General features: G+C 67.1%; 20 protein-coding genes. 6 read left to right on the top strand and 14 right to left on the bottom strand.

Features of this window, described 5'->3' with window-relative positions; all coding sequences use genetic code 11:
* From AC1D2F_RS08965 to AC1D2F_RS08920, 10 genes are all read right to left on the bottom strand, one after another.
* Nucleotides 1-198 (bottom strand): helix-turn-helix domain-containing protein (locus AC1D2F_RS08965; protein ID WP_476966563.1); only part of this gene is annotated, 198 nt, incomplete at its 3' end.
* Nucleotides 199-384: 186 nt separating this feature from the next.
* Nucleotides 385-1,308, bottom strand: coding sequence for an MBL fold metallo-hydrolase (locus AC1D2F_RS08960; RefSeq protein ID WP_476966556.1), 924 nt, complete (start codon nucleotides 1,306-1,308; stop codon nucleotides 385-387).
* A 287-nt stretch (nucleotides 1,309-1,595) separates the two neighbouring features.
* Nucleotides 1,596-1,925 carry a ferredoxin gene (gene fdxA / locus AC1D2F_RS08955; protein WP_090583443.1) on the bottom strand — a complete coding sequence of 110 codons (330 nt, stop codon included), beginning with the start codon at nucleotides 1,923-1,925 and terminating at the stop codon, nucleotides 1,596-1,598.
* A gap of 6 nt (nucleotides 1,926-1,931) precedes the next feature.
* Nucleotides 1,932-3,407: an aldehyde dehydrogenase family protein gene (locus AC1D2F_RS08950; protein WP_476966555.1), complete on the bottom strand. Its 1,476-nt coding sequence runs from the start codon at nucleotides 3,405-3,407 to the stop codon at nucleotides 1,932-1,934.
* Nucleotides 3,408-3,454: 47 nt separating this feature from the next.
* Complete coding sequence (locus tag AC1D2F_RS08945) at nucleotides 3,455-4,240, bottom strand: SDR family oxidoreductase (RefSeq protein WP_364747169.1); 786 nt, start codon at nucleotides 4,238-4,240, stop codon at nucleotides 3,455-3,457.
* Nucleotides 4,240-5,172, bottom strand: coding sequence for a dihydrodipicolinate synthase family protein (locus AC1D2F_RS08940; RefSeq protein ID WP_364747171.1), 933 nt, complete (start codon nucleotides 5,170-5,172; stop codon nucleotides 4,240-4,242). Before AC1D2F_RS08940 ends, AC1D2F_RS08945 begins: the two co-directional genes overlap by 1 nt.
* Before the next feature lie 89 nt (nucleotides 5,173-5,261).
* Nucleotides 5,262-6,047: an enoyl-CoA hydratase-related protein gene (locus AC1D2F_RS08935; RefSeq protein WP_364747505.1), complete on the bottom strand. Its 786-nt coding sequence runs from the start codon at nucleotides 6,045-6,047 to the stop codon at nucleotides 5,262-5,264.
* A gap of 29 nt (nucleotides 6,048-6,076) precedes the next feature.
* Nucleotides 6,077-7,339 (bottom strand): CaiB/BaiF CoA transferase family protein, encoded by a 1,263-nt coding sequence (locus tag AC1D2F_RS08930; RefSeq protein ID WP_364747173.1) that lies wholly within the window; start codon nucleotides 7,337-7,339, stop codon nucleotides 6,077-6,079.
* Nucleotides 7,336-8,718 carry an FAD-dependent oxidoreductase gene (locus tag AC1D2F_RS08925; protein ID WP_476966554.1) on the bottom strand — a complete coding sequence of 461 codons (1,383 nt, stop codon included), beginning with the start codon at nucleotides 8,716-8,718 and terminating at the stop codon, nucleotides 7,336-7,338. Before AC1D2F_RS08925 ends, AC1D2F_RS08930 begins: the two co-directional genes overlap by 4 nt.
* 225 nt (nucleotides 8,719-8,943) lie before the next feature.
* The gene (locus AC1D2F_RS08920; RefSeq protein ID WP_229994000.1) at nucleotides 8,944-9,552 is read right to left on the bottom strand and encodes a helix-turn-helix domain-containing protein; all 609 of its coding nucleotides are present in this window, start codon (nucleotides 9,550-9,552) and stop codon (nucleotides 8,944-8,946) included.
* 591 nt (nucleotides 9,553-10,143) lie between these two features.
* Between AC1D2F_RS08920 and AC1D2F_RS08915 the strand changes: the two genes are divergently transcribed.
* Entirely contained in the window at nucleotides 10,144-11,448 is a 1,305-nt protein-coding gene (locus AC1D2F_RS08915; protein ID WP_229993999.1) for an MFS transporter, read from the top strand.
* Between the two features lie 41 nt (nucleotides 11,449-11,489).
* Nucleotides 11,490-11,987, top strand: coding sequence for a cytidine/deoxycytidylate deaminase family protein (locus tag AC1D2F_RS08910; protein WP_229993998.1), 498 nt, complete (start codon nucleotides 11,490-11,492; stop codon nucleotides 11,985-11,987).
* 254 nt (nucleotides 11,988-12,241) lie between these two features.
* Here AC1D2F_RS08910 and AC1D2F_RS08905 read toward each other — a convergent pair whose 3' ends face one another.
* Nucleotides 12,242-12,727, bottom strand: coding sequence for a DUF4383 domain-containing protein (locus AC1D2F_RS08905; protein WP_090583425.1), 486 nt, complete (start codon nucleotides 12,725-12,727; stop codon nucleotides 12,242-12,244).
* Nucleotides 12,728-12,880: 153 nt separating this feature from the next.
* Between AC1D2F_RS08905 and AC1D2F_RS08900 the strand changes: the two genes are divergently transcribed.
* Complete coding sequence (locus AC1D2F_RS08900; RefSeq protein WP_476966553.1) at nucleotides 12,881-14,200, top strand: cell division protein PerM; 1,320 nt, start codon at nucleotides 12,881-12,883, stop codon at nucleotides 14,198-14,200.
* 8 nt (nucleotides 14,201-14,208) lie between these two features.
* Here the strand turns inward: AC1D2F_RS08900 and AC1D2F_RS08895 are convergent, their stop codons facing one another.
* Nucleotides 14,209-14,637 carry a hypothetical protein gene (locus AC1D2F_RS08895; protein ID WP_229993996.1) on the bottom strand — a complete coding sequence of 143 codons (429 nt, stop codon included), beginning with the start codon at nucleotides 14,635-14,637 and terminating at the stop codon, nucleotides 14,209-14,211.
* A 39-nt stretch (nucleotides 14,638-14,676) separates the two neighbouring features.
* Here AC1D2F_RS08895 and purN point away from each other — a divergent pair, with 39 nt between their 5' ends.
* On the top strand, nucleotides 14,677-15,255 hold the full coding sequence (gene purN, locus AC1D2F_RS08890) for a phosphoribosylglycinamide formyltransferase (protein WP_229993995.1): 579 nt from the start codon (nucleotides 14,677-14,679) through the stop codon (nucleotides 15,253-15,255).
* Between the two features lie 97 nt (nucleotides 15,256-15,352).
* Here the strand turns inward: purN and AC1D2F_RS08885 are convergent, their stop codons facing one another.
* A complete protein-coding gene (locus AC1D2F_RS08885) occupies nucleotides 15,353-16,705 on the bottom strand; it encodes an MFS transporter (protein WP_229993994.1) in 1,353 nt (450 codons plus the stop codon).
* A 150-nt stretch (nucleotides 16,706-16,855) separates the two neighbouring features.
* Here AC1D2F_RS08885 and purH point away from each other — a divergent pair, with 150 nt between their 5' ends.
* Entirely contained in the window at nucleotides 16,856-18,541 is a 1,686-nt protein-coding gene (purH, locus tag AC1D2F_RS08880) for a bifunctional phosphoribosylaminoimidazolecarboxamide formyltransferase/IMP cyclohydrolase (protein WP_476966552.1), read from the top strand.
* A gap of 1,102 nt (nucleotides 18,542-19,643) precedes the next feature.
* Here the strand turns inward: purH and AC1D2F_RS08875 are convergent.
* Nucleotides 19,644-20,642, bottom strand: coding sequence for a trypsin-like serine peptidase (locus AC1D2F_RS08875; RefSeq protein ID WP_229996100.1), 999 nt, complete (start codon nucleotides 20,640-20,642; stop codon nucleotides 19,644-19,646).
* Nucleotides 20,643-20,887: 245 nt separating this feature from the next.
* On the opposite strand from AC1D2F_RS08875, the gene AC1D2F_RS08870 reads away from it, so the two are divergent.
* Nucleotides 20,888-23,110 (top strand): NADP-dependent isocitrate dehydrogenase, encoded by a 2,223-nt coding sequence (locus tag AC1D2F_RS08870; protein WP_229996099.1) that lies wholly within the window; start codon nucleotides 20,888-20,890, stop codon nucleotides 23,108-23,110.
* Nucleotides 23,111-23,112: the final 2 nt, after the last annotated feature.

Below are 23,112 nucleotides of genomic sequence, written 5' to 3'. Positions count from 1 at the left end.
CAACGACAAAAGCCCTGCACGGGGCACACTGAAATCCGGAACCGGCGATGGCAACACCTTCTGATGCTCGCTCAACCACCGGTACGCAGTCGGACGCGACACCCCCGCGGCCTGCGCCGCTACAGCTACCGACAGCCCGGCATCCAGCCCTTCCCAGAACGCTAAACGAACACTCAACGGCGACCACGGCCTGCCCATCGACGACACCCCACAGAATTCAGGGTGTTGCACTCACCTCCTGAACTCGCCTCCCATGCCACGTAAGACGGCACCTGCCGCCGACAACTGCGACATCGAGCGATTACTCAATGGCGGTGAATCGCAGCGATAAGTGGCGGCGTTTTCGCAGCGCCAAATGTCACCCCCATGCTCGCAAGACGATCGCTAGCCGGGCGTCCCGTCGCGCTCGCTTCTTCGGGCGAGGAGCTCGAGTTGCCTTGCGTGCACGCCGCCCACCCAGTCCCAGCCGGGCATGGCCGACGGGCCGATCCGCGGGTCGCTGGGAACATGGGCATCACGCAAGGCGTGCAGGTACGCCCGATCCTGGTCGATCCGTGCGCGTATCTGATCAGCTCCGCCGATGGACCCGTGGCCGGGGACGAGGACATCGACGTCGCCCGCCACGCCCTCGAGCAGCCGCAGCGCGGCGAGGTAGTCCTCGATCGGGTCAGCGGTGTCGTTCAAGTCGAGCATCGGAATCAAGACATCAGAAAGCATGTCGCCGGCGACGAGAACCCCGCGTTCCTCAATCAACAGCGCCGCATGGCCCGGGGCGTGCGCCTGATGCTCAATAATCCGGACATGAGGGCCATCCCAAGGAATCTGCGCCATCCCGGCGGGCAGGCCCGTAATGAGGCCGAGCAGGTCCAGCGGTACCTGCTCGGGGATGCCGAGCCGGCGTGAATCGAGCCCGGCCGACAGCCGATCCCGGACAGTAGCCGCACAGCGCGCGGTGCCGTAACGGGGCGCCGCGCCGAGCCCGGCGTGCCAGAGCAGGTGATCCCAATGAGGATGCGTCGAGAAGCCTGCCACAACGGTCTGGCCCGAATCGGACAGGTCGTTCGCGAGGCAGGCCATTTCGTAGCCGTGCACCCCGGGGTCGATGAGCAACACGCCAGCCCGGCCTTGCACCACAACGGCGTTGCTCTGGCAGAACTCGCTCTCGTGGATCAGCACACCCTCCGCGACCGGCCTCAGCATGGCTGCAAGGCTACCGCGCCCAGCGCCCGCCAACAACGATTCGCGCGACTCGGGTCGCGACGGGTGCAGATCGGTGTGCCTGGCGGCCCGCCAGTTGATCACCGTCACACCGTTTGACGCGGCGCCCGCAGCGGATCGTCGGCGGTCGGCTGGGAGGTCTGGGGCTGTTGCGTAGCGCGCCCATTCGCGAGGATGTATTCCATCCGTGTAGTGCGATCAAGGAGGCGACACAATGGCGCGCACGAGGTGCGTGCGTTCCAGTACGACCCCGCGAGCTGACGGACCTCAAACTCGCACCCGCCCGCAGTAGCGGAGCGACACCAAGCGATCACAGGGAGCGATACGAAGCGATCACAGAACGCCGGCACGAAGCGCTGAACTCCACAGTCACGGGCTCAGCCGACGGCGCCGGCCGTTGCGGGCGCATCCGCCACCACAGGATGGTCGCGGTGCAGGTTTCCGAGGGCTGAGGCGCCTTGCGGCGACCCCAGCTCCTCGAAGAACTCCACGTTGGCCCGCACGTAATCGGCCCACTCGTCCGGGACATCGTCCGAGTAGTAGATCGCCTCCACGGGGCAGACGGGATCGCAGGCGCCGCAGTCCACGCACTCGGACGGGTGGATGTAGAGCGAGCGTTCACCCTCATAGATGCAGTCCACCGGGCATTCGTCGATGCAGGCCTTGTCCTTGACATCCACGCAGGGCTGGGCGATCACGTACGTCATGACTGGCTACACGCCCGTGTAGACGGTCTTGCCCCACGTGAAGAAGTCCAGCGCGGACTTCCCCTGTTCGCGGAACGTGTTGGTGGAGGAGTCCTTGACGCCGCCGAACGGCACGTTCAGGTCCAGGCCCGCCGTCGGACGGTTGACCTTGATGACCCCGGCCTGGGCGCGGGCGGCGAAGTCCGTGGAGAACGCCAGGGAGTCGGTGCAGATGCCGGCGGTGAGGCCGTAGCGGGAATCGTTGATCGCGGCGAGCCCGGCCTCATAGTCGGGGACCTCGAGGACGGCCACCACGGGACCGAAGATCTCCTCGGTCACGGCGGCGTCGTCGAACGGCAGGTCCGTGAGGATGGCGGCCGGGAAGCGGAAGCCGGTGTCCGTGCCGCCGTCGTACTCGCCGTGCAGCAGCGTGGCGCCGCGTTCGACGGCGGTGCGCACCGCTGCCTGGTTCTGTTCGAACTGCTGGCTGCTGACGACGGCGCCCATCTTTGCGTCGAACCCGTCACCGGGGGTGTAGGTGGCTGCTTCCTCGACGAGGGCCGCCAGGAATTCCTCGCGGATGCCCGGCGTGACGTAGACGCGGGACGTGGCGGTGCAGGCCTGGCCGGTCAGGCCGAACGCGCCGGCCGCCACCACCTGGGCAGCCTTGCGGGGATCGGCGTCGTCCAGGACCAGCACGCCGTTCTTGCCGCCCATTTCCAGCTGCACCCGGGCGCGGCGGGCGTTGAGAATCTCCTGCAGGCCCAGACCCACGTTGGTGGAGCCGGTGAACGACATCCCGGCAATGCGGGGATCGCGGGCCAGGGCGTCGCCCACCACGCGGCCCTTGCCGTGGACCACGTTGAACACACCGGCGGGAAGGCCGGCATCCTGCAGAGCACGGGCCAGGTGCGTGGCTGAGAGCGGTGTGAGCTCGGCAGGCTTGATGACCACGGCGTTGCCGCTGATCAGCGCCGGGGCGGCCTTCCAGGCCGGGATGGCGATGGGGAAGTTCCACGGCGTGATGAGCCCGACGACGCCCAACGGCTCGCGGCGGGTGGTGATGGTGGTGTCCGGCAGGCCGCTGGGCAGCACCTCGCCGGTGGCGGCCCAGCCGAGGGAGCCGAAGAAGCGCAGCACGTCGGAGGCGCGCTTGACCTCGCCCTTGGCCTCGGCGAGGGTCTTGCCCTCTTCACGGACGAGGTCCTCGGCGATGGCCGCCTGGCGGTCCAGGAGCAGGTTTCCGGCGGCCATCAGGATGGCGCCGCGGGACGGGGCGGGCAGGGCTGCCCAGGCAGGCTGCGCGGCGGTGGCGGCGGTGATGGCGGCGTCGACGTCGGCTGCGGTGCCGCTGGGGGAGAGTGCGGCGAGCTCGCCCGGGCGGGCAGGGTTCATCCGTTCGGTGTCCGCCCCGCCGAGCCATTCGCCGTTGATGAGGTGCCGGGCGGTGATGAGGTCCCGCTCGGTGGAGTTGGTGGAGTGGTCGGTGATCGTGGAAGTCATGGTGTTCCTTCGGGAGAGTCGGAGCAGAGAGCGTGCGTGCGGGTCGGTTAGAGCCCGCGAATGAGGCCGCCGTCGCAGCGCAGCGCCACGCCGGTGATGTAGGAGGCCGGGGCGCTGCAGAGGAACGCCGCGGCGGCGCCGAATTCCTCGGGTTCGCCGTAGCGGCGGGCGGGGATGGTCTTGCGGGATTCCAGCTGGATTTCCTCGGGCGTGGTGCCGCGGCGCTTGGCAGCGGCCTGGTCCAGTTCCGCGACCCGGTCCGTGGCGATGCGTCCGGGAAGGAGCATGTTGACCGTGACGGCGTCCAGGGCGACCTCGGCCGCGAGGGTCTTCAGGTAGCCGGCCAGCGCCGCGCGGCCGGTGTTGGATACGGCCAGGTTGGGCAGCGGCGCCACGACGCCGCTGGAACCGACGGCGAGAATCCGTCCCCAGCGCCGTTCCCGCATGCCCGGCAGGATGTGCGAGACCAGGGCGTGGTGCGGTTTGACCAGTTGTTCGAACGCCGCGGCGATGTCGTCGGCGCCGAGGGTGGCGGCCGCGCCGGGCTTCGGTCCGGGACCGTTGAGGACAAGGATGTCGATGGGCCCGAGCGCATCCATGGTGCGTTCGACAGCGGCGGCGACGCCGTCGGCGGTGCTGAGGTCGGCTTCGACGGCGACGGCGCTGTGCCCGTCGGCCTGGAGGCCGGCCGCGATCTCCTCGGCCCGCTCGCGGCGCCGGCCGGTGATGGCTACGCGTACGCCTTCGGCCGCGAGGGCCCGGGCGACGGCGAGGCCAAGTCCGCCGGTGGAAGCGGCCACCAGGGCGGTCCTCCCGCTGATTCCGAGGTCCATTAGTTCCTCCCCGCTGTGGCGAGGGCGATGGCCGGGTTCGGGCCAAGGGCCTTGGCGGCCTCGGCCAGATGGGTGCGCAGCCCGGTCCGAAGAACCTCCGGGAAGACCGCGGCCGGGGCCCGGACACCGGCGTCGGCAATCAGTCCGCGCTGGTGCAGGCATTCCTTGCGGACCGCCAGCGCGATTTTGGCCTGTTGCTCGAAGTTGATCAGCGGCAGGTACGGCAGCAGGGCATCGCGGGTGGCCTCGTAGCCGTCCTTCTGCCAGGCCCGCACGCAGGCGATGAGCGCCTCCGGGTAGGAGAATCCGGTCATCGCCCCGGCGGCGCCGGCCATGAGCTCGTCCAGCAGTCCCTGGCCGCCCAGGCCGCCGAACACGGAGACGTCGAGGGCTGCGGTGAGGTGTGCGATCGCCACCGACGTGGGCGGGGCCTCGGCCTTGACCGCGGTGACGAAGCTGCAGGCCTGCACCACGGAGATCAGTGCCTCGGTGCTGATGTTGACGCCGCTGGCCAGGGGGTAGTCCTGCAGCACCACGTTGGCGCCGGTGGACTGGTGAATGGCGTTCAGGTGGGTGATGACCACGCCGGGGTTGGCGGAGTTGGCCTGCACCATGACGGCCGCCAGCCGGTCCCCGGTGGCTGCCTGGATGGAGCGGATTTCATCGACGGCCGTGCCGGTGTAGAGGGAAGTCACTCCCACCACGAGGGGCAGGCGCGTTTCCTCCACGATCACTTCCAGGACCAAGCTGCGCTCGGCTGCCGTCAGGGCCGCGGCTTCGCCGAACACGCCCAGGACCGTGAGTCCGGTGGCGCCGATCGACTCGTAGTAGCCCACGAGTCCGGCCAGGCTGTCCGTGTCGACATCCAGGGCGCTGCCCTGGAACGGTGTGGCGACGACGCCCCACACGCCGGGTGTCAGTGACTCCCGCATTGGTTTCTCCTTCTAAGCTCTTGTTGTTCTTCGAGCGGCTGAACGTCAGCCACCGGAAATCAGGCGGTGGAACGGCTAGCGTCCGTCTCCTAATGTCCCGGCCAGACCGGCGGGCGTTTCTCCTGGAAGGCGCGCACGCCCTCGGCGGAGTCCTCGCTGTCCAGCGCCGCCATGAGGGCGGGGAGCCGGAGTCCGCGGGCCTCGGTGGCGGTCAGGTGCAAGGTCCGGGTGACCATCTGCTTGACGGCCCGGACGGAGGTGGGGGCGCAGGCGAGGATCTGGTCCAGCCAGCGCTGCACGGCGGCGTCGAGCTCCTCCGCGGGGACCACCTCGTTGACCAGGCCCATGGACTGCATCTCCGCGGCCTCGGCCTTCCGCCCGGTCAGGAGCATGCCCATCGCCTGGGTGTACGGGATCCGGCGCACCAGCTGGTGGATGCCGCCGTCGAGCGCCAGGCGCCCGACGCGCGGTTCCGTCAGCCCGAAGCGGGCCGTGTCCGCGGCGATCACGATGTCCGCGCCGAGCACGATCTCCATGCCGCCGCCGAGCGCGTAACCGTTGACCCGGGCGATCACCGGGATGTCCAGCGTGGTGCGCAGGCTGAGCCCGCCGAAGCCGTTCGGGTCCAGGCCCGCCCAGTATTCAAGGCCCGTCTTGTCCACGGCGGAGGCGGACATGTCCGCGCCCACGCAGAACGCCCGGGTGCCGGCGCCCGTGATGACCACGGCCCGGACGTCGGGATCGGCTTCGAGCTGGTCCCAGATCTCGTTGAGCCTGGCCTGGGCGGTGCCATCGACGGCGTTGAGCACGTGCTGGCGGTCGATGACCACCGTGGCGACGTGGTTCTCGACGCTCAGGGTGACCTGGTCCAGCATCGTCTTCGCGGGGGAGTCTGTTGTGGCCGTCACCGGAGCACCCCCAGCTGCTGCAGGCGCTCGATGGTCTCGGCGTCGAACCCGTTCTCCAGCAGCACCTCGACGTTGTGTTCGCCGAGCCGCGGGGCCACCCGGCGGATGGTGGGCGGGGTGGCGGAGAGCCGGATGGGCGCGTTGAGCATTTTCACGGTGCCGACACCGGGGTGTTCTGCCTCGACGATCATGTTGTTGGCGTGCGTCTGCGCGTCGGCCAGGGTCTGCTCGAGCGTGTGCACAGGGGCGTTGAGCAGGCCCTGGTCCTCCAGCTGGGAGGTCCAGTACTCGGTGGTGTTCGTGGCGATGCGCTCGCGGAAAATCGCCTGCAGCGCCGGCTTGTTCTCGAACTGCTGCTCCAGGTTGGCGAACTCGGGCCGGGCCGTGAGGTCCTCGTCCAGGCCCAGGGCCTCGGAAATGCGCAGCAGCGGGTCCGGGGTGAAGCCGCCCACCATGCAGACGGCGCCGTCGGTGGTTTCGAAGACGCCGCTGAGCGGCATGGCGCCCCAGTTGACCTCGTAGCCGCGGTTGAGCTGCATGCACGCCTCCTGCATCTGCAGGTGCAGCATGGAGTCGTACATGGTCACCTCCACCTTCTGCCCGACGCCGGAGGTTTCCCGGGTGCGCAGCGCCAGCAGGATGCCCTGCATCAGGTGCATGCCGGTGATGTAGTCGCACAGCGTGGTGGGGTAGATGGACGGCTTGACGTCGTCCGACTCGCGCCGCCACATCACGCCGGAGTAGGCCTGGGCGATCGCGTCCTGGCCGCCCTTGTGCGAGTAGGGGCCCTCGGGGCCGAAGCCCGTGCCGGAGGCCCAGATGATGCCCGGGTTCTGCTCCTTGAGCTCCTCGTAGCCGAAGCCCATCCGCTCCATCACGCCGGAGCGGAAGTTGCTGACCACCACGTCCGCGTCGGCCAGCAGCCGGCGGAGCACGGCTTTGCCGTCGTCGGTGCGGGTGTCCACGGAGATGCTGCGCTTGTTCCGGTTGATGGACAGGAAGATCGGGTTGTCCTGGCCGTCCTTGTCCGGGAACGAGTTGCGGGAGATGTCCCCGGCGCCCGGGCGTTCCACCTTGATGATGTCCGCACCGTAGTCGCCCAGCAGCTGGGTGCAGGACGGGCCCATGAACACCTGGGTGAAGTCCACGATCTTGATTCCATCGAGCGGGAGCGGGGTGCCGGCGGGTTCAGCGGCGGTGGCCGCCGTCGTGCTTGCAGTTGTTGTGCCTGACAGCAGGTCGTCGATGACGGTGCTCATGCCGGCACCGCCACATCCGCGTCAACGGTGGCGTTCGACGACGGGACGTCGCCCGGGTCCGCGCCGTGCCGGCGCATGCCCTGCTGGATGTCCAAAGCGGAGACGTCGCGGACGAGGGTGCCGGTCTGGACCGCCAGCGCGGCGGCGACGCCGACGGCCTGGCCCATGGCCATGCAGGGCGGGATTTCGCGGGACATCTTCTGCGCCTCGGGGGTGGCGGAGTAGTGCCGGCCCGCGACCAGCAGCTGGTCCACTTCCTTAGGCAGCAGCGAGCGGTAGGGGTAGTAGTAGTCGCGGCCGCGGGCCACGGTGTCGGCGAAGTGGCGGCGGGAGGTGACGTCGTCCTTCGTCATGACGTACTCGCCTTCCAGCAGCCGGGTCTGCCGGACGCCCATCTGGGACGCGACGTCGAGCATGTAGCAGTTCTCGAAGCCGGGCAGGTTGGCGCGGACGTAGTCCACCGCCTCGGTGATGCGGTCCCGTGCGGCGAACTCGGCGGCGGTCATGTCCGCCGGGTCCACGCCGTCGAAGCCGGTCATGTGCGGTGCGTTGCACCAGACGACGCCGTCGATCGGGGTCTTGAGCCACCACAGTTCCCAGGCCCCGCCGAGGAGGCGCTTGATCTTGCGGTTGATGGCGCGGGCTTCCTTCGGGTTGGCCTGTTCGAACGCTTCCGCGGCGTTGGTGTCCACGTTGCCGAGGCGGAAGACGAGCGTGGTGAGGTAGCTGTCCTTGACGTAGCTGGCGCCGGCCCGGGAGGCGACGTCGATGTCGCCCGTGGTGTCGATGACGATGTCCGCCATGAAAGCCTGCGGGCCGGACTTGGTCTCGCAGATGACGCCCTTCATGACGCCGTTGTCCACGATCGGGCGGGAGAACCAGGAGTGCAGGCGGAGGTTGACGCCGGCCTCGCGGACGAGGTCGTTGGAGACGCGCTTCCAGCCGTCCGGGTCGAAGGCGGCGGCGTAGCAGACCGGCTTGGGGGTGGTGTGCGAATGGAAGTCAAAGGTGCCGTAGCGGCCCCACTTGTTCCACAGTTCCTCGGAGGTCTTGCGGTCATCGGCCGGCGGCACGATCGCCAGGCCCAGCTTCTGCAGGCGCTCGACGTACTCGGAAACGATGCCCGTGACGGTGATTTCCTGGCCGTTGATCATGTCATCCAGGACCAGCACCATGCCGCCGGAGGCGAGGCCGCCGAGGGAGGAGTAGCGTTCCAGCAGCGTGACCGAGGCACCGGAGCGGGCCGCGGTGACGGCGGCGGCCACACCTGCGGGGCCACCGCCCACCACGAGGACGTCGGAGCGGGAAATGACGGGAGCGGTGAGGTCCGCCGTGGTGGTGCTGAGTTCCAGCGACGACATGGCTGTAGACGGGTTCATGGGGATCCTAACTTTTCCGGCGAAAGTGCCGTTGGAAGAGCGGCCGGTGACGTAGAAGACGGTGCTCAGGAGGGGATTGCGGCGACGCTGACCGTGAAATCCACCCGGCAGAGGGTATGACGCAGCGCGGCCCCTTGCGGACCTTGCTGCGGAGTGTAGATAAGGTTCCGGCGGGCACCTTGGGTGTCGGGACCGGAGTTGGCGACGGCGGCTAGGGCCGGCTGATCACCACGCGTGAGGTGCGTTAACCCAGATCGCTACGCAGACCTCTTCGTAGCTGTTCTTGTACCAGTGCGGCGTATCCGAAGAGAAGGTGATTGAATCGCCTGCTTCGAGGGTGTATTTCTCGCCGTCCAGGAAGACGTCTTTCCGGCCGGAGAGAATGATGCCGAATTCCTCGCCGCTGTGCCGGAAAGGAGTGGCGCTGGTGTCGTGGCCTGGCGGACTCACGATCCATTGGGCCTCCAGCGCACCGTTGAGGTCCGGGGTGAGCAGTTCAAAGACCGCCTCACCCATGGACTTCTTGGTAACGCCCTTGAGGTTTCGCCGCTCGGCCTTGCGGACCACGGGGGACCTGGTTTCTTCCTGTCCGAGGAAGAACTTGCCCACGGGGATGTCCAGGCCGTGCGCCAGCTGCGCCAAAGTGGTGAAAGACGGATTGGCCAGGCCGCGTTCGATCTGGCTTACGATCGCCGGGCTGAGGCCGGTGACTTCCGAGAGCTTCGCAAGGGTCATTCCTTTGTCCTTGCGCATGTTGCGGACCTTGTTGCCTACGGTGGCAAGGAGGACGCTCGTGCCGGCTGGGGAAGATCCCGTGACGCTTTCGGTTGCCATGGCCCGTCTTTCTCTTGGTGAGCTGACACACATAACTATAGTGAAAACTTTTAGCGAATCAAGGTTTTGGTAAATATTTTTACTTCTCCCGCCCGGATTGGCGCCTGACGTGCAGCTTTGTCGGCCAGCCTGCTGCGGCGGGACGGGACTTTCCTGAAAATCGTTGACTCTGTGAAGAACTTCAATATAGTTGTGTGAGCCGCAACACTTTGGGTTCGACGCTAAGCGAACAGGGACGGGGCGCAACGACCTTCTGGCGGAAGGCGCGCCCGGCCCGCGTTCGTGATCGTTCCCTTGTACTGATGCAGTGGCATCTGCCAAGCCATCCGCAAGCCCGATGTTGGCCGGTTAACAAGACGCGTTCCTTCGGGGATCCGTTCCATGTTGCCGAGCTGGATGGCCCGTTTGCATTCAATCGCTACGAAGAGGCATGCGTAGCTATCTGGGCTAACTCGCCTCCCATGTGGTGAGCCGGTCCCGCCCTGCGGACCAAGCCAAACGATAGTTTCGATTACCGGTGACCCCAACAGGGCGTCCGCCGGTGATCCGTACCCTCCCGCGCCCCGAAGGCGCGGGGGAAGGAAAAGTATCATGACTGACACTGCCGTCAAGATTGACCTAGAGAGCGGCCGGAAGTCCCGGCTCTCGCCGGAAGTACGCCGCGGGCTGCTGGGCCTCGGACTAGGCAACACCCTGGAGTGGTACGACTGGATGGTCTTTGGCCTTCTGTCGGCATTCATCGGGCCGAAGTTCTTCCCGTCGCAGGACCCCGTTGCCGCCACGCTGAGCGCACTGGCAGTCTTCGCCGTCGGCTTCGCATTCCGTCCGCTGGGCGGAATCATGCTCGGCACCCTGGCCGACCGGATAGGCCGCCGCCGGGTGATGCTCTGGTCCATCATGATGATGGCCGGCACCACCCTGATCATTGCCCTGTGCCCCACCTACGACCAGATCGGGGCCGCCGCCGGCGTCATCCTGCTGGTCTGCCGCATCATCCAGGGCATCTCCACAGGCGTTGAAGCTCCGCTGTCCACGGCCCACGCCGTCGAACTCGTCCCTGAGGGACGCGAGGGCTTTGTCGCGGGCATCATCTCCTTCTACGTCAACGCGGGCATCCTGCTCGCCTCGCTGGTCAGCTACCTGTCGTCCCTGATGCTCGGCGGAGCCGTCATGGCCGACTGGGGCTGGCGTGTGCCCTTCATCGTCGGCGCGGCCTTCGGCTTTGTGGTGGTCTACCTTCGCCGGACGCTTCCGGAAACCATGAAGCCCGAGGAGTTGGCGGACAACTCCGCGAAAAAGGTCTGGGGCGGGGTGCGCAAGCACTGGCTCAGCGTGCTGGCCATCACGTTCGTCGTCGGAGCTGCGCAGGCGTACAACTACGCGTGGAACACGGGCCTCCCGACGGCGGCCCGCAGCGGCTTCAAGGAAGACGCAACCGCTGTCTTCGCGCTCACGACCGTCCTGGGCGTCGTGCTGGTTATCGGAAGCCTCATCATCAGCAAGGTCTGCGATGGCAAGTCGATCTCCAAGTGGTTCCTGATCACCCGCGCGCTCGCCATTCCGTCCGTCTTCCTGATGCTGATGTACGTCAAGCCCGGCATCGCGGGCTTCGCGGCCGTCCTCCTCGGCGGCTCCGTCGTGCTGGTCCTTAACATGACCCTGTACAACGTCGTCTGCAGCTCCCTCATGCCGAAGACCATCCGCGGCGCCGGAACTGCCCTCGGCTACGGCCTGGGCGTCGCTCTCTTCGGCGGCACTGCCTCCTACCTCCTGGTCTGGCTCCAGTCCGTGAACGCGTCCTGGATCTTCCCGGTCTACGTGGCCGTCCTGTCGGCGCTCAGCATCGTCTTCTACCTGCTGGCCCGGAAGAAAAACGGCATCTTCATCGGCAGGTAAGAACACGGTCAGGGCAGGAACACAGGAAAGCAGGAACACTCATGGACGCCAGTCGCCCGGACCGAACCAGCCTGGAGGCAAACGTGATCTCCTTTGATCTCGACGTGTCAGACGTGGAGCTTTACGAGGCAGCTCGTGGGCTGTTGCTTACCGCCCATCACAGCGAGAACCACCGGGTGGCCGCGGCCATGCGCGGTGAGTCGGGGGCTATCTACCTCGGGCTCCACATTGGCGCAAAGCGCATCAACGTGTGTGCCGAATCCAGCGCCCTCGCCAATGCCCGCATGGCGCAGGAGGCATCAATCCACTCCGTAGTGGCCGTCAGTATGGACGGACAGGGACAACCCCAAGTCACGAACCCCTGTGGCCTCTGCCGGGAACTGCTGCGTTCATACGGAACCGAGACGTCCGTCCTGGTGGATGCCGAGGGCGAAGTGGGGAAGGTCCGGATCAAGGAGCTGCTGCCATTTCCCTGGATGCGGGCCGCTGAAACGGAGTGGGACACCCTTCCGCCCCGCCTGGAGCACAGCACCACCTAACGCGGCAGCGTCAGTCGCGGCACTGCCAGCCGCGGGACCAGCGGCAAGTGCGTAGGCATTACGGAAGGCCGGGACTCACAAGGTCCCGGCCTTCCGGCTGGCCGGACGCTTCGCCGTCGACGGAAACTGTGCCGAGCAGGCAGGAAGCGGGCACACAGAAAGCTGGTGCAGCCGCCGCGTTTCCGCTAAACCACTGCACCAGCAGGTAGTACGAATTTTTTCGATTCTATGAAACGTTACTCATTCGCGGCTCCCTATGTCCCGGGGGTTGATGACCGGGTCTCCACACCTTCTTCAATATGCCTCGACATCAGCCAGCCTGCGCCGGCCATTGCAATGCCCATCACCATAAAGGCCCAATTGTCCATGGTGTTCAGCGACAGGAAGTTGGCCGCCGAATCCACGCCGACGATAAACCCGTAAATGCTAAGGACGATGTACAGCAAGCCGGAGCCCATGAGGAAGTTCCGGGCGCCCAAGGCGGTCCGGGACATGGTCAGGCCGACGGCGCCGATCGCGAGCTGAACGATGTTCAGCAACATCGACACCTGGAACAGGCCGAGGAACATAGCCTTGGAATCAGGCCCGAAGAACCTCAGTTCGCTGTAGTTCGTGGTGATGCCCGGGATGAACCCCAAGACGCCTACGACTAAAAGGACGATACCTACACCCATGCCAACGTTCTGTACATCTGTCCGACCAAAATGAACGCCATGCGCATGGGGAGATGCGGTAGTCATGTTCTGCCTCCAACCACTGATTGCGGACATTTACAATTTTACGGCCCGGGTCTGGAAAAAGCTCGGCGGCCCATGAGGGCGAATTCCGCGGATCCGGGCGTTGTGCCTGTCGGAAACCGGCCGGATGCCGGGCGCGTGGCACCATGGATCTCGATGAAACTGCGCGCTGATCAGACCGGACAACGTGGGCTGCCCATGCCTTTGTGGCTGCAGGGCGGCCTCGAATCCGCCCAGGCCGCCGTCATCTCCGCCCTCGTGGTGGTGGCGCCGATCGTCACGGTCTGGGCAACGGCCGGATTCCAGAACAGCGGCTTCGACGTGCTGGCTCGTTTGGCCGGGCAGGCCTGGCTGCTGATCCACGGCGTTCCGCTGCTGCTGGATACGGCCAGTGCCGGGTCCGCGGCGCACCCGGATTCCGGCACGCTCTCCCTCATTCCGCTGGGGCTGGCCCTCATCCCGTTCCTGCTCGCCTGGCGCGCCGGACGACGCCTCGCCCGCGCCTCCTACACGGACCAGCTCTGGCAGGCGCTGCTCGGGTCCTGGCTGGTGTACGCGGGGTTCGGGATCGCCACGGGCTTCGTCTGCCGCACGGCCGACGTCGGCATCAGCCTCTGGGCCGCCGCGTTTATCCCGCTCATCCCGTTCGGGCTCGGCATGGTGGTCGGCGCGCGCCGCGAGGCAGGCTCGTGGAGCCGGCTGATCGGCGTCGACGCCGTGGCCTGGCTGTCCCGCACCAGCCAGCACTCCCGCTGGGCCGGCTCGTACCTGGGCTCGGCCATCAAGGCCGGATCGGTGGCGCTGATGGCGAGCCTGGCAATGTCTGCCGCGCTGCTCGCCGTCGACCTCTTCATCCACTGGAACCTTGTGGTCGCCGTCTATGAAGGGCTCGACGCCGGCGCCATGGGCGGCGGCGTGCTCACCATCGTGCAGCTGGGCTTCCTGCCCAACCTCGTCGTGTTTGCCCTGGCATGGATCTGCGGCTCGGGTTTCGCCCTGGGCGTCGGCTCGCTGGCCGGACCGCTCGGGACCGCCGTCGGGCCGCTGCCGTCCATTCCGGTGTTCGCCGCGCTGCCGGCCGGCTCGCTCGACTTCGGCTTCGTGGCACTGGTGGTGCCGGCGCTGGCCGGGGCGCTGGCCGGCTGGTGGTTCCTGCGCGAAGGCGAAAACCACTTCGACGAATGGCTGTCCATCAAGATCCGGGCCCGCTGGTTTACCGCCGCGGCCTCCACCCTGGTGCTGGGCGCGGTGATCGGCTCCGTCGCCGGGCTGCTCGCGGCGGGACTCGCCTGGCTGGCCCGGGGCTCGGCCGGCATCGGGCGGCTGACGGAGATCGGGCCGGATCCGCTCCGCACGGCACTGTTCGTTGCCGCGGAGGTAGGGATCGGCGTCGTGATCGGGTACGCGGCCGGACCCTGGCTGGAACGCCAGCAGAAGCTGCGTGAGGCGGACCTGGAGACGGTCAGCAGCCGCTAAGGCAACAGCTAGCGCAGCCCCGTGGGCATGGAGTTCTCCAGCTGCGTCCTGCACGCGGACGTTGACTGCTCCGTCAGGGCGTGGCGGACGCACTGCTGGTAGTCGCGGATCTGGTTGAAGAACAGCGTCGAGGCCAGGATCACCAGCAGCATCACCGCCGAGACCACCAGCCCGGAAATCGTGCCGAACAGGACCAGCCGGGATTCCTTGTACTTCACGGCCCGGATCAGCACCACGACGCCCAGCACAATCCCGGCCGCCGTGAGGAGCGCCGTCAGCCACAGGTAGCTCACGTCGAGCTGGAAGACGAAGAACGAGCCCAGGACCGCGACGATGAACAGCCGGAATAGGGTGTGGGTCAGCCGCGCGGATTCTTTGACAGCCGTATCGCGGGGTTGCCGGCCCGGCTCGCTGCCGGAGTCCGTGGGGGAATTCATGTTTTCCAGCCTACGCGAGCGGCCCCATAAGCTAGGACCATGCGCATAGTTGTCCTCGTTTCCGGCACCGGCTCCAACCTCCAGGCAGTTATCGATGCGGTGACGTCCGGCGCGCTCGACGTCGAGATCGCCGCCGTCGGCGCGGACCGGCCGGGGACTTTCGGGGTGGAGCGCTCCGCCGCCGCCGGGATTCCCACGTTCGTGGTGGACTTCAAGGCCTACCCGGACCGGGCAGCCTGGAATGCGGCCCTGACCGAGGCTGTCGCCGGCTTCGCCCCGGATGTGGTGGTGTCCTCAGGCTTCATGCGGATTGTCAGCGCGGACTTCATCGACGCGTTTGGCGGCAAATACCTCAACACGCACCCGGCGCTGCTGCCGTCTTTCCCAGGCGCCCACGGTGTCCGCGATGCACTGGCCTACGGCGTGAAGGTCACCGGCTGCACGGTGCACTGGGCCGACGCCGGGGTGGACACCGGCCCCATCATCGCGCAGGAAGCCGTGGCGATCGGGGACGGCGAGAGCGAGGAATCCCTGCACGAGCGCATCAAGGTCGTGGAGCGCCGGCTCCTGGTCTCCACCCTGGCGACCCTGGCCGCGGCCCAGCACGCCCCCGCCTGACCCGCCCGCCTGATTTCCCCGATGCGCTATCACTTGAGGTGGTCTCGCAGCACCCAGAACCGCCTGAAGTGATAGCGCAACGGGTGGTGTGGGCGCGTTATTCGAGCCGGCGCTGCTTGGTTTCAGGGGCGAAGAACGCCATCCACAGCACGGAGATCAGCACCAGGACGCCGGCCAGCGCGAACGACGTCGCGAGCCCCAGTTCCGGCCACAGGAAAGCCGCGAAGATCAGCGGGCCGAAACCGGCGCCGAGCCGGGAGAATGTCGAGGCCCAGCCGAAGCCGGAGCCGCGCAGCTCCGTGGGGTACAGCTCGGAGACGTAGGCATAGAGCACCGGGATGGCCACCTGCACTACAAAGCCGAACACGAGGAGCCAGAACACGGCGGCGGTGGGGATGTCCACCACGATCGCCACAATCACCAGCGTCAGGGCTGACAGCGGACCGGTGATCGCCAGGATCCACTTGCGGCCCACCCGCTCCACCAGCAGCGCGGCCACCACCACGCCGAGGAGTCCGACGGCGGCCATCGACGCCGTGGTCAGGAAGGCCTTGTACTCCTCGAAGCCGGCGCCGATCAGGATCCGCGGCATCCACGTCAGCGACAGGTAGTACACCAGCAGGATGCTGAAGAAGAGGGCCCATGCCGCCGTCGTGATCTTCCAGTTGAACTGCCAGAGGGCGCGCAATTGCGTCCATGCGCTGCCTGCCGAGAGGCGGGGCGCATCCTGCGGTTCAGGCAGGCTGTAGACCCGGGCCTCGGCGCCGGTGGCCCGAACCAGGTTGTCGATGACCTTCGCGGCTTCCTCGCGGCGGCCCTTGCGGATCAGGAACAGCGGGGATTCGGGCACGCTGCGGCGGATCCAGAACACCAGCAGCGCCGGGAGCACCATGACCAGCATGGTCAGCCGCCAATCCCCGTACAGGGCCACGAGGCCGGCGGAGACAAAACCGCAGAGGGCCGCGCCGATCGGCCACCAGCCGTCCATCGCGGTGAGCACCCGGCCGCGCTGTTTGCGGGGGGTGAACTCGCCCACGAGCGCATAGTCCACCGGAATGCAGCCGCCCAGGCCGAACCCGGCCAGGAAGCGGAACACGACGAACCACAGAAAATCGGGGGAGACCGCGCCGAGCACGGTGAAGATGGAAAAGATCAGCAGGGTCGCGGTGAAGGCCTTCTTGCGGCCGATGGTGTCCGCGATGGTGCCCCAGACAAAGGCGCCCAGGGCCATGCCAATCAGGTTCGCGGTGCCGATCCAGGCGGCATCGCCGGGGCTCAGCGACCAGTGCTTGGACAGCAACGGAATGAGGATGCCGTTGAGGGTGACGTCCCAGGCATCGAACATGAAGCCCAGTCCGCCGATCAGGAAGATCCGGCCTTGGACCTTCCACCGCCACGGCAGCTCCTGGACCACCTGTTCGCCGCTGGGCACAGTGGTGTACGTGTTCATCTTGGCCTCCTGTGAAAACTCTACGTGCCCCGGCCGCGGCCCGGGTGTGCTTCACACTCTGGCGCGCGGGACGGCCCGGCGCCGGGACGCGATAAACTGGCCGCATCCCCACCACCCGCGGCCCCGCCGCGATATAAGACGGAGACTTTTGTGAGCTTCACGCAGCTTGACCGTGTATCCATCGACCGAGTTCCCATCCGCCGGGCACTGATTTCGGTCTACGACAAGACCGGTCTGGAGGAGCTCGCTCAAGGCCTGCACGCCGCCGGCGTCAAGATCGTCTCCACGGGCTCCACGGCCAAGAAGATCGCCGCCGCGGGCATCCCCGTGCAGGAAGTCGAGGAAGTCACCGGCTCCCCGGAAATGCTGGACGGCCGCGTCAAGACCCTGCACCCGCGCGTGCACGGCGGCATCCTCGCGGACCGCCGCGTCCCGGCCCACATGCAGACCCTCGCGGACATGGAGATCGAGCCGTTCGACCTCGTCGTCGTCAACCTCTACCCCTTCGTGGAGACCGTGAAGTCCGGTGCCGCGCCGGACGACGTCGTCGAGCAGATCGACATCGGCGGCCCCGCGATGGTGCGCTCCGCCGCGAAGAACCACGCCGCCGTCGCAATCGTGGTGGACCCGTCGTCCTACGGTGCCGTGGTGGAGGCGGCCGCCTCGGGCGGCTTTGACCTGAAGACCCGGCGCCAGCTCGCCGCCAAGGCGTTCGCGCACACCGCGGCCTACGACACCGCCGTGGCCACCTGGACCGCCAGCCAGTTCCGCGACGAGGACGGCGACGGCGTGATCGACTGGCCCGCCTACGCCGGCCTGGCCCTGGAACGCTCCGAGGTGCTCCGCTACGGCGAAAACCCGCACCAGCAGGCCGCACTGTATGTGGACAAGGCCGCCCCGGCCGGCATCGCACAGGCCGACCAGATCCACGGCAAGGCCATGAGCTACAACAACTTTGTCGACGCCGACGCCGCACTGCGCGCCGCCTTCGACTTCGCCGAGCCTGCCGTCGCCATCATCAAGCACGCCAACCCCTGCGGCGTGGCCGTGGGTTCCGCTTCGGCGGCGGACCCCATCGCCGACGCCCACGCCAAGGCCCACGCCTGCGATCCCGTGTCCGCGTTCGGCGGCGTCATCGCCGCTAACCGCACGGTCACGGCCGGCATGGCCCGCACCGTGGCCGGCATCTTCACCGAGGTCGTCATCGCGCCGGGCTTCGACGAAGAGGCCGTGGAGATCCTGTCCAAGAAGAAGAACATCCGCCTCCTGGCCCTCCCCGACGGATACGGCCGCTACCCGACCGAGTTCCGCCAGGTCTCCGGCGGCATGCTGGTCCAGGCCACGGATAAAGTCGACGCCGACGGCGACACCCCCGCGAACTGGACCCTTGCCGCGGGCGACGCCGCCGATGCCGCCACCCTGGCCGACCTCGCGTTCGCCTGGACCGCCTGCCGCGCAGCCAAGTCCAACGCCATCCTGCTCGCGGACAACGGTGCCGCCGTCGGCATCGGCATGGGCCAGGTCAACCGGCTCGATTCCTGCAAGCTCGCGGTCGAGCGCGCCAACACGCTCGGCGTCACCGTGGAGTCCGACGTCGATGCCGCCGGCGGGGCAGCCGGAACCGACGCGTCCGAAGCACCCGAGCGTGCCCGCGGCGCGGTGGCAGCGTCAGACGCGTTCTTCCCGTTCGCCGACGGACTGCAGATCCTGGTCGATGCCGGCGTCCGCGCGGTCGTCCAGCCCGGCGGCTCCGTCCGGGACGAGGAAGTCATCGCCGCGGCCAACGCCGCCGGCATCACGATGTACTTCACGGGAGCCCGCCACTTCTTCCACTAGGTCTATTCCACCAAGGTCTGTTCCACCAAACCGCACAAAGAATGGACATGCCCTCCCTCATCCGGAGGACATGTCCATTTTTTGTGCCCAAAAGTGGGCTGGTGGCCGGCCCGCGGGACATGCCCATTCTTTCCGCGGGACGTGCTCATTGTTCGCGGCAAGGAGTGGGCATATGGGGGATATGTCCAGGCCTCGGGGCGTGGGGAGGGCATGTCCTGTGAGTTTTGACGCTGGCCGGGCCGGCCTGGGGACAGGCTCATTCTTGCCTGGGAACATGCTCATTCATTTCGGACTCCGGGGACCTGCCCGGGGGACATGCTCATTGTTCGCGGCAAGGAGTGGGCATGAAGGGGATATGTCCAGGCCTCGGGGTGTGGGGAGGGCATGTCCCACGAGCTCTGACGCTGGCAGGGCCAACCTGGGGACATGCTCATTCCTGCCTGGGAACATGCTCATTCATTACGGACTCCGGGGACCGGCCGGGGGACATGCCCATTGTTCGCGCCAAGGCCCGGACACAGGGGTATATGTCCAGGCCTCGGGGTGTGAGGAGGGCATGTCCCGTGAGCCCTGACGCTGGCCGGGCCAACCTGGGGACATGCTCAATCTTGCCGGAGCGCCGGGGACCAGCCCGGGGGACAGGCTCATTGATTGCGGACCGTCGAGGACCTGCCCCGGGGGACATGCCCATTGTTCGCGCCAAGGCCCGGACATAGAGGGTATATGTCCAAGCCATGCCGTGTGGGGAGGGCATGTCCAGCGGATAGCCGCCGTCGCCGACTGATGCCAACGCGGGGCCACCGCGTCCTCCCCACTGCTGAAGAGGGGCCGCAAGTGACCCCGCGCTGGGGTGCATAAGGTCGGGGTAACAAAGGCTGGAGGAAACAAGGGTTGGGCTAAACAAGAGGCTGGGCAATCAAGGGTTGAACAAACAGGCCGCGAATCAAAGCGGGGGTGCCCGCGCTAGGGATAACACGGCTGGGCATCCACCCCGGTCCGCACCCGGGGTAACAAGGCTGGGCATCCACGCACCCTGTCCACGCACCTGGGGTGACAAGGCTGGGTGCACGGGCCCCGCGTGAACGGGGCCCGTGCCCTCAGGCTAGGAAGCGGCCGCGGTGGTGTAGGCCTGCTGGATGACTGTGCCCCAGTAGGGGCCGTACATCTTGGTGGATTTGCTGCCGTAGCCATAGCTGTTGATGGAGTTCTGGTAGCCGGAAGCGCTGGTGCCGATGAACCACGGACCGCCCGAGGACCCGCCGGTCATGTTGCAGGGGATCCCCTGGGTGTTGAACTGCGGGTTGTAGGGATCGTTGGTGGCGGTGCCGCTGCAGCTCTTGAGGGATTCACCGTTGAAAGGCGCCGCGGCCGGGTATCCGAATGACTTGTAGCTCAGGCCGCGGGCGGCGTTGAACTGCAGTCCGGAGCCGCCGACGACGTCGCTCAGGTACTGGCCGTTGAGCGTGGACATTACGGCGAAGCCGGTGTCGTAGGTCATGTCGCCCGCGGAGCTCCACTGGGTGGGGGCGTAAAGGGCCTTGGCCGTCCACATGCCGTAGGGGGCCGCGCCGTTCAGGTACGCCGGGACGAACGTGAACTTGGTGGCGAAGGCGCCCGGACCCTCATTCACGCAGTGTCCGGCCGTGGAGACCGTGCTCTTGTTGGCGGAGGAGACCGAGTTGCCGGAGCAGACGTAGTTGGTGCCGCCGAGGGTGAAGAAGACCTTGCCGATGTGCGGGACGGGGGTCTCGCTCGCATTGGCCTTGGTCTGGAGCGCCTGGGTTTGCAGCTTCGGAGCAGCGGCCTCTACCTTGCTCGGCGCGCCCGTTTCCGCTGGGCCCTGGGCCGAGGCGGCCTTGCCACTGCGCTTCATGGCCCTGTCGGCCAGGACGTCGCCGGGGACGGCATTGCGCATGCGTTCCGGGGTCCAGTAGTCGGCCGTCCCCGTTTCGGTGACGGTGTGGCTTGCGACATCGGAGGCGGAAACCGGTGCCTTGGCCGGGGCGGGGGAGGCGGTGGCCGCCCCCGCGGCACTCAGGGCCAGCAGAGCGGCGGCCGACAGAGTCAGCAGGCTGGTGGCCAGAGTCTTGGGTGTTCTCATGGGTGTCCTAACCGGTGGAAATGCGGGGCGGCCGCTGGTGGCGGCCGCTGGATGGAACGAAACTACGGCAAATTGACTAACCTGTAAAGTAGCTTGTCAATTCTTGTTATGCCGTGTTGGGGTGTCACCTATCCGTCCGCGCACGACGCCGGTAGGCGCCAACGGGGGCACCTCGGGTAAGTTAGGGGTGTTGAGATAACACAAGATTCCGGAAATACCCAGACCTTCAGGGAGACGCCCGAGCAATGGCAAAGATTATCTATACCCACACCGACGAAGCGCCGATGCTGGCCACCTATTCGTTCTTGCCGATCATTGAGGCGTTCGCCTCGACGGCCGGTGTGGAAGTGGAGACCCGCGACATCTCGCTGGCCGGCCGCATCATCGCCGCGTTCGGCGACTACCTCACCGAAGAGCAGCGCGTCAGCGACGCCCTGGCCGAGCTTGGTGCCCTTGCCAAGACGCCCGAAGCCAACATCATCAAGCTGCCCAACGTCAGCGCCTCCGTGCCCCAGTTGAAGGCCGCAATCGCCGAACTCCAGGGCCACGGCTACGCGCTGCCGGACTACCCGGACAACCCCACCTCCGATGAGGAAACGGACATCCGGTCCCGCTTCGACAAGATCAAGGGCTCCGCCGTGAACCCTGTCCTGCGCGAAGGCAACTCGGACCGCCGTGCTCCGCTCTCGGTCAAGAACTACGCCCGCCAGAACCCGCACAGCATGGGCGCGTGGACTCCGGACTCCAAGACCAACGTGGCCCACATGGAGGCCGATGACTTCCGCTCGAACGAGTTGTCCGTGGTCATCGATGCGGACACCAAGATCAAGATCCAGCTCGTCAAGGAAGACGGCACTGTCAAGGTCCTTAAGCGTGCCTTCCCGGTCCTGGCCGGCGAGGTCATCGACGGCACCGTGATGCGCGCGGCGGCCCTGGATGCATTCCTCGCCGCCCAGGTGTCCCGGGCCAAGGAGGAGGGCGTGCTGTTCTCCGCCCACCTGAAGGCCACCATGATGAAGGTGTCGGACCCCATCATCTTCGGCCACGTCGTCAAGGCCTACTTCGCTGACCTCTTCGCCACCTACGGCGAGCAGATCGCCGCCGCCGGCCTGAGCCCCAACAACGGCCTGGCCTCCATCCTGAACGGCCTCGGGGACCTCCCCGAGGAGATCCGCGGCGACGTCCAGGCGGCCATCGAAAAGGGCCTCAACGACGGCCCCGAACTCGCCATGGTCGACTCCGACAAGGGCATCACCAACCTGCACGTGCCCTCCGACGTGATCGTCGACGCCTCGATGCCGGCCATGATCCGCAGCTCGGGCCACATGTGGGGCCGTGACGGCCAGGAGGCCGACACCCTCGCCGTCCTCCCGGACAGCAGCTACGCCGGTATCTACCAGGTTGTCGTCGACGACTGCCGCGCCCACGGCGCCTTCGATCCCACCACCATGGGCACCGTCCCGAACGTCGGCCTCATGGCCCAGGCCGCCGAGGAATACGGCAGCCACGACAAGACGTTCGAGATCCAGTCCGCCGGCACCGTCCAGGTCGTCGACGACGCCGGCACCGTGCTGATCGAGCACCAGGTCGCCCCGGGCGACATCTGGCGCGCCTGCCAGACCAAGGATCTGCCGATCCGTGACTGGGTCAAGCTCGCCGTCACCCGTGCCCGCGCCTCCGCCACACCCGCCGTCTTCTGGCTGGACAAGGGCCGTGCACACGACGCCCGGATGATCGCCAAGGTGGAGGAATACCTCAAGGACCACGACACCGAGGGCCTGGAGATCGCCATCATGTCCCCGGACGAGGCCACCGCCTTCACGGTGGAACGCCTGCGCAAGGGCGAGGACACCATCTCGGTGACCGGCAACGTGCTCCGCGACTACCTCACGGACCTCTTCCCGATCCTGGAACTGGGCACCAGCGCCAAGATGCTCTCCGTGGTGCCGCTGATCAACGGCGGCGGCCTGTTCGAGACCGGCGCCGGCGGATCCGCCCCGAAGCACGTCCAGCAGCTGCTCAAGGAAAACCACCTGCGCTGGGACAGCCTGGGCGAGTTCCTCGCGCTGGCCGTCAGCTTCGAGCACCTCGCCACCAGCACCGGCAACGCCCGCGCCCAGGTCCTGGCTGACACCCTGGACCGCGCCACCGGCACGTTCCTGCTCGAGGACAAGTCCCCGAAGCGCAAGGCCGGCGAGCTGGACAACCGCGGCAGCCACTTCTACCTGGCCAAGTTCTGGGCCCAGGAACTGGCCAGCCAGAGCGACGACGCCGAGCTCGCCGCGGCCTTCGCCGCCGTTTCCGAGGCACTGAACTCCAATGAGGACACCATCACCGGAGAACTCCTGGCCGTGCAGGGCTCCCCGGTGGACATCGGCGGGTACTACCGGCCGGACGAGGCCAAGGCCACAGCGGTCATGCGCCCCTCGGCGAAGTTCAGCGAAGTGCTGGCGACGCTGACCAAGTAGTC

The organism is Arthrobacter sp. P1_B3 (assembly GCF_056406615.1).
The sequence above is the reverse complement of the archived record's forward strand: the minus strand, read 5'-3'. Positions and strand labels throughout refer to the sequence as shown.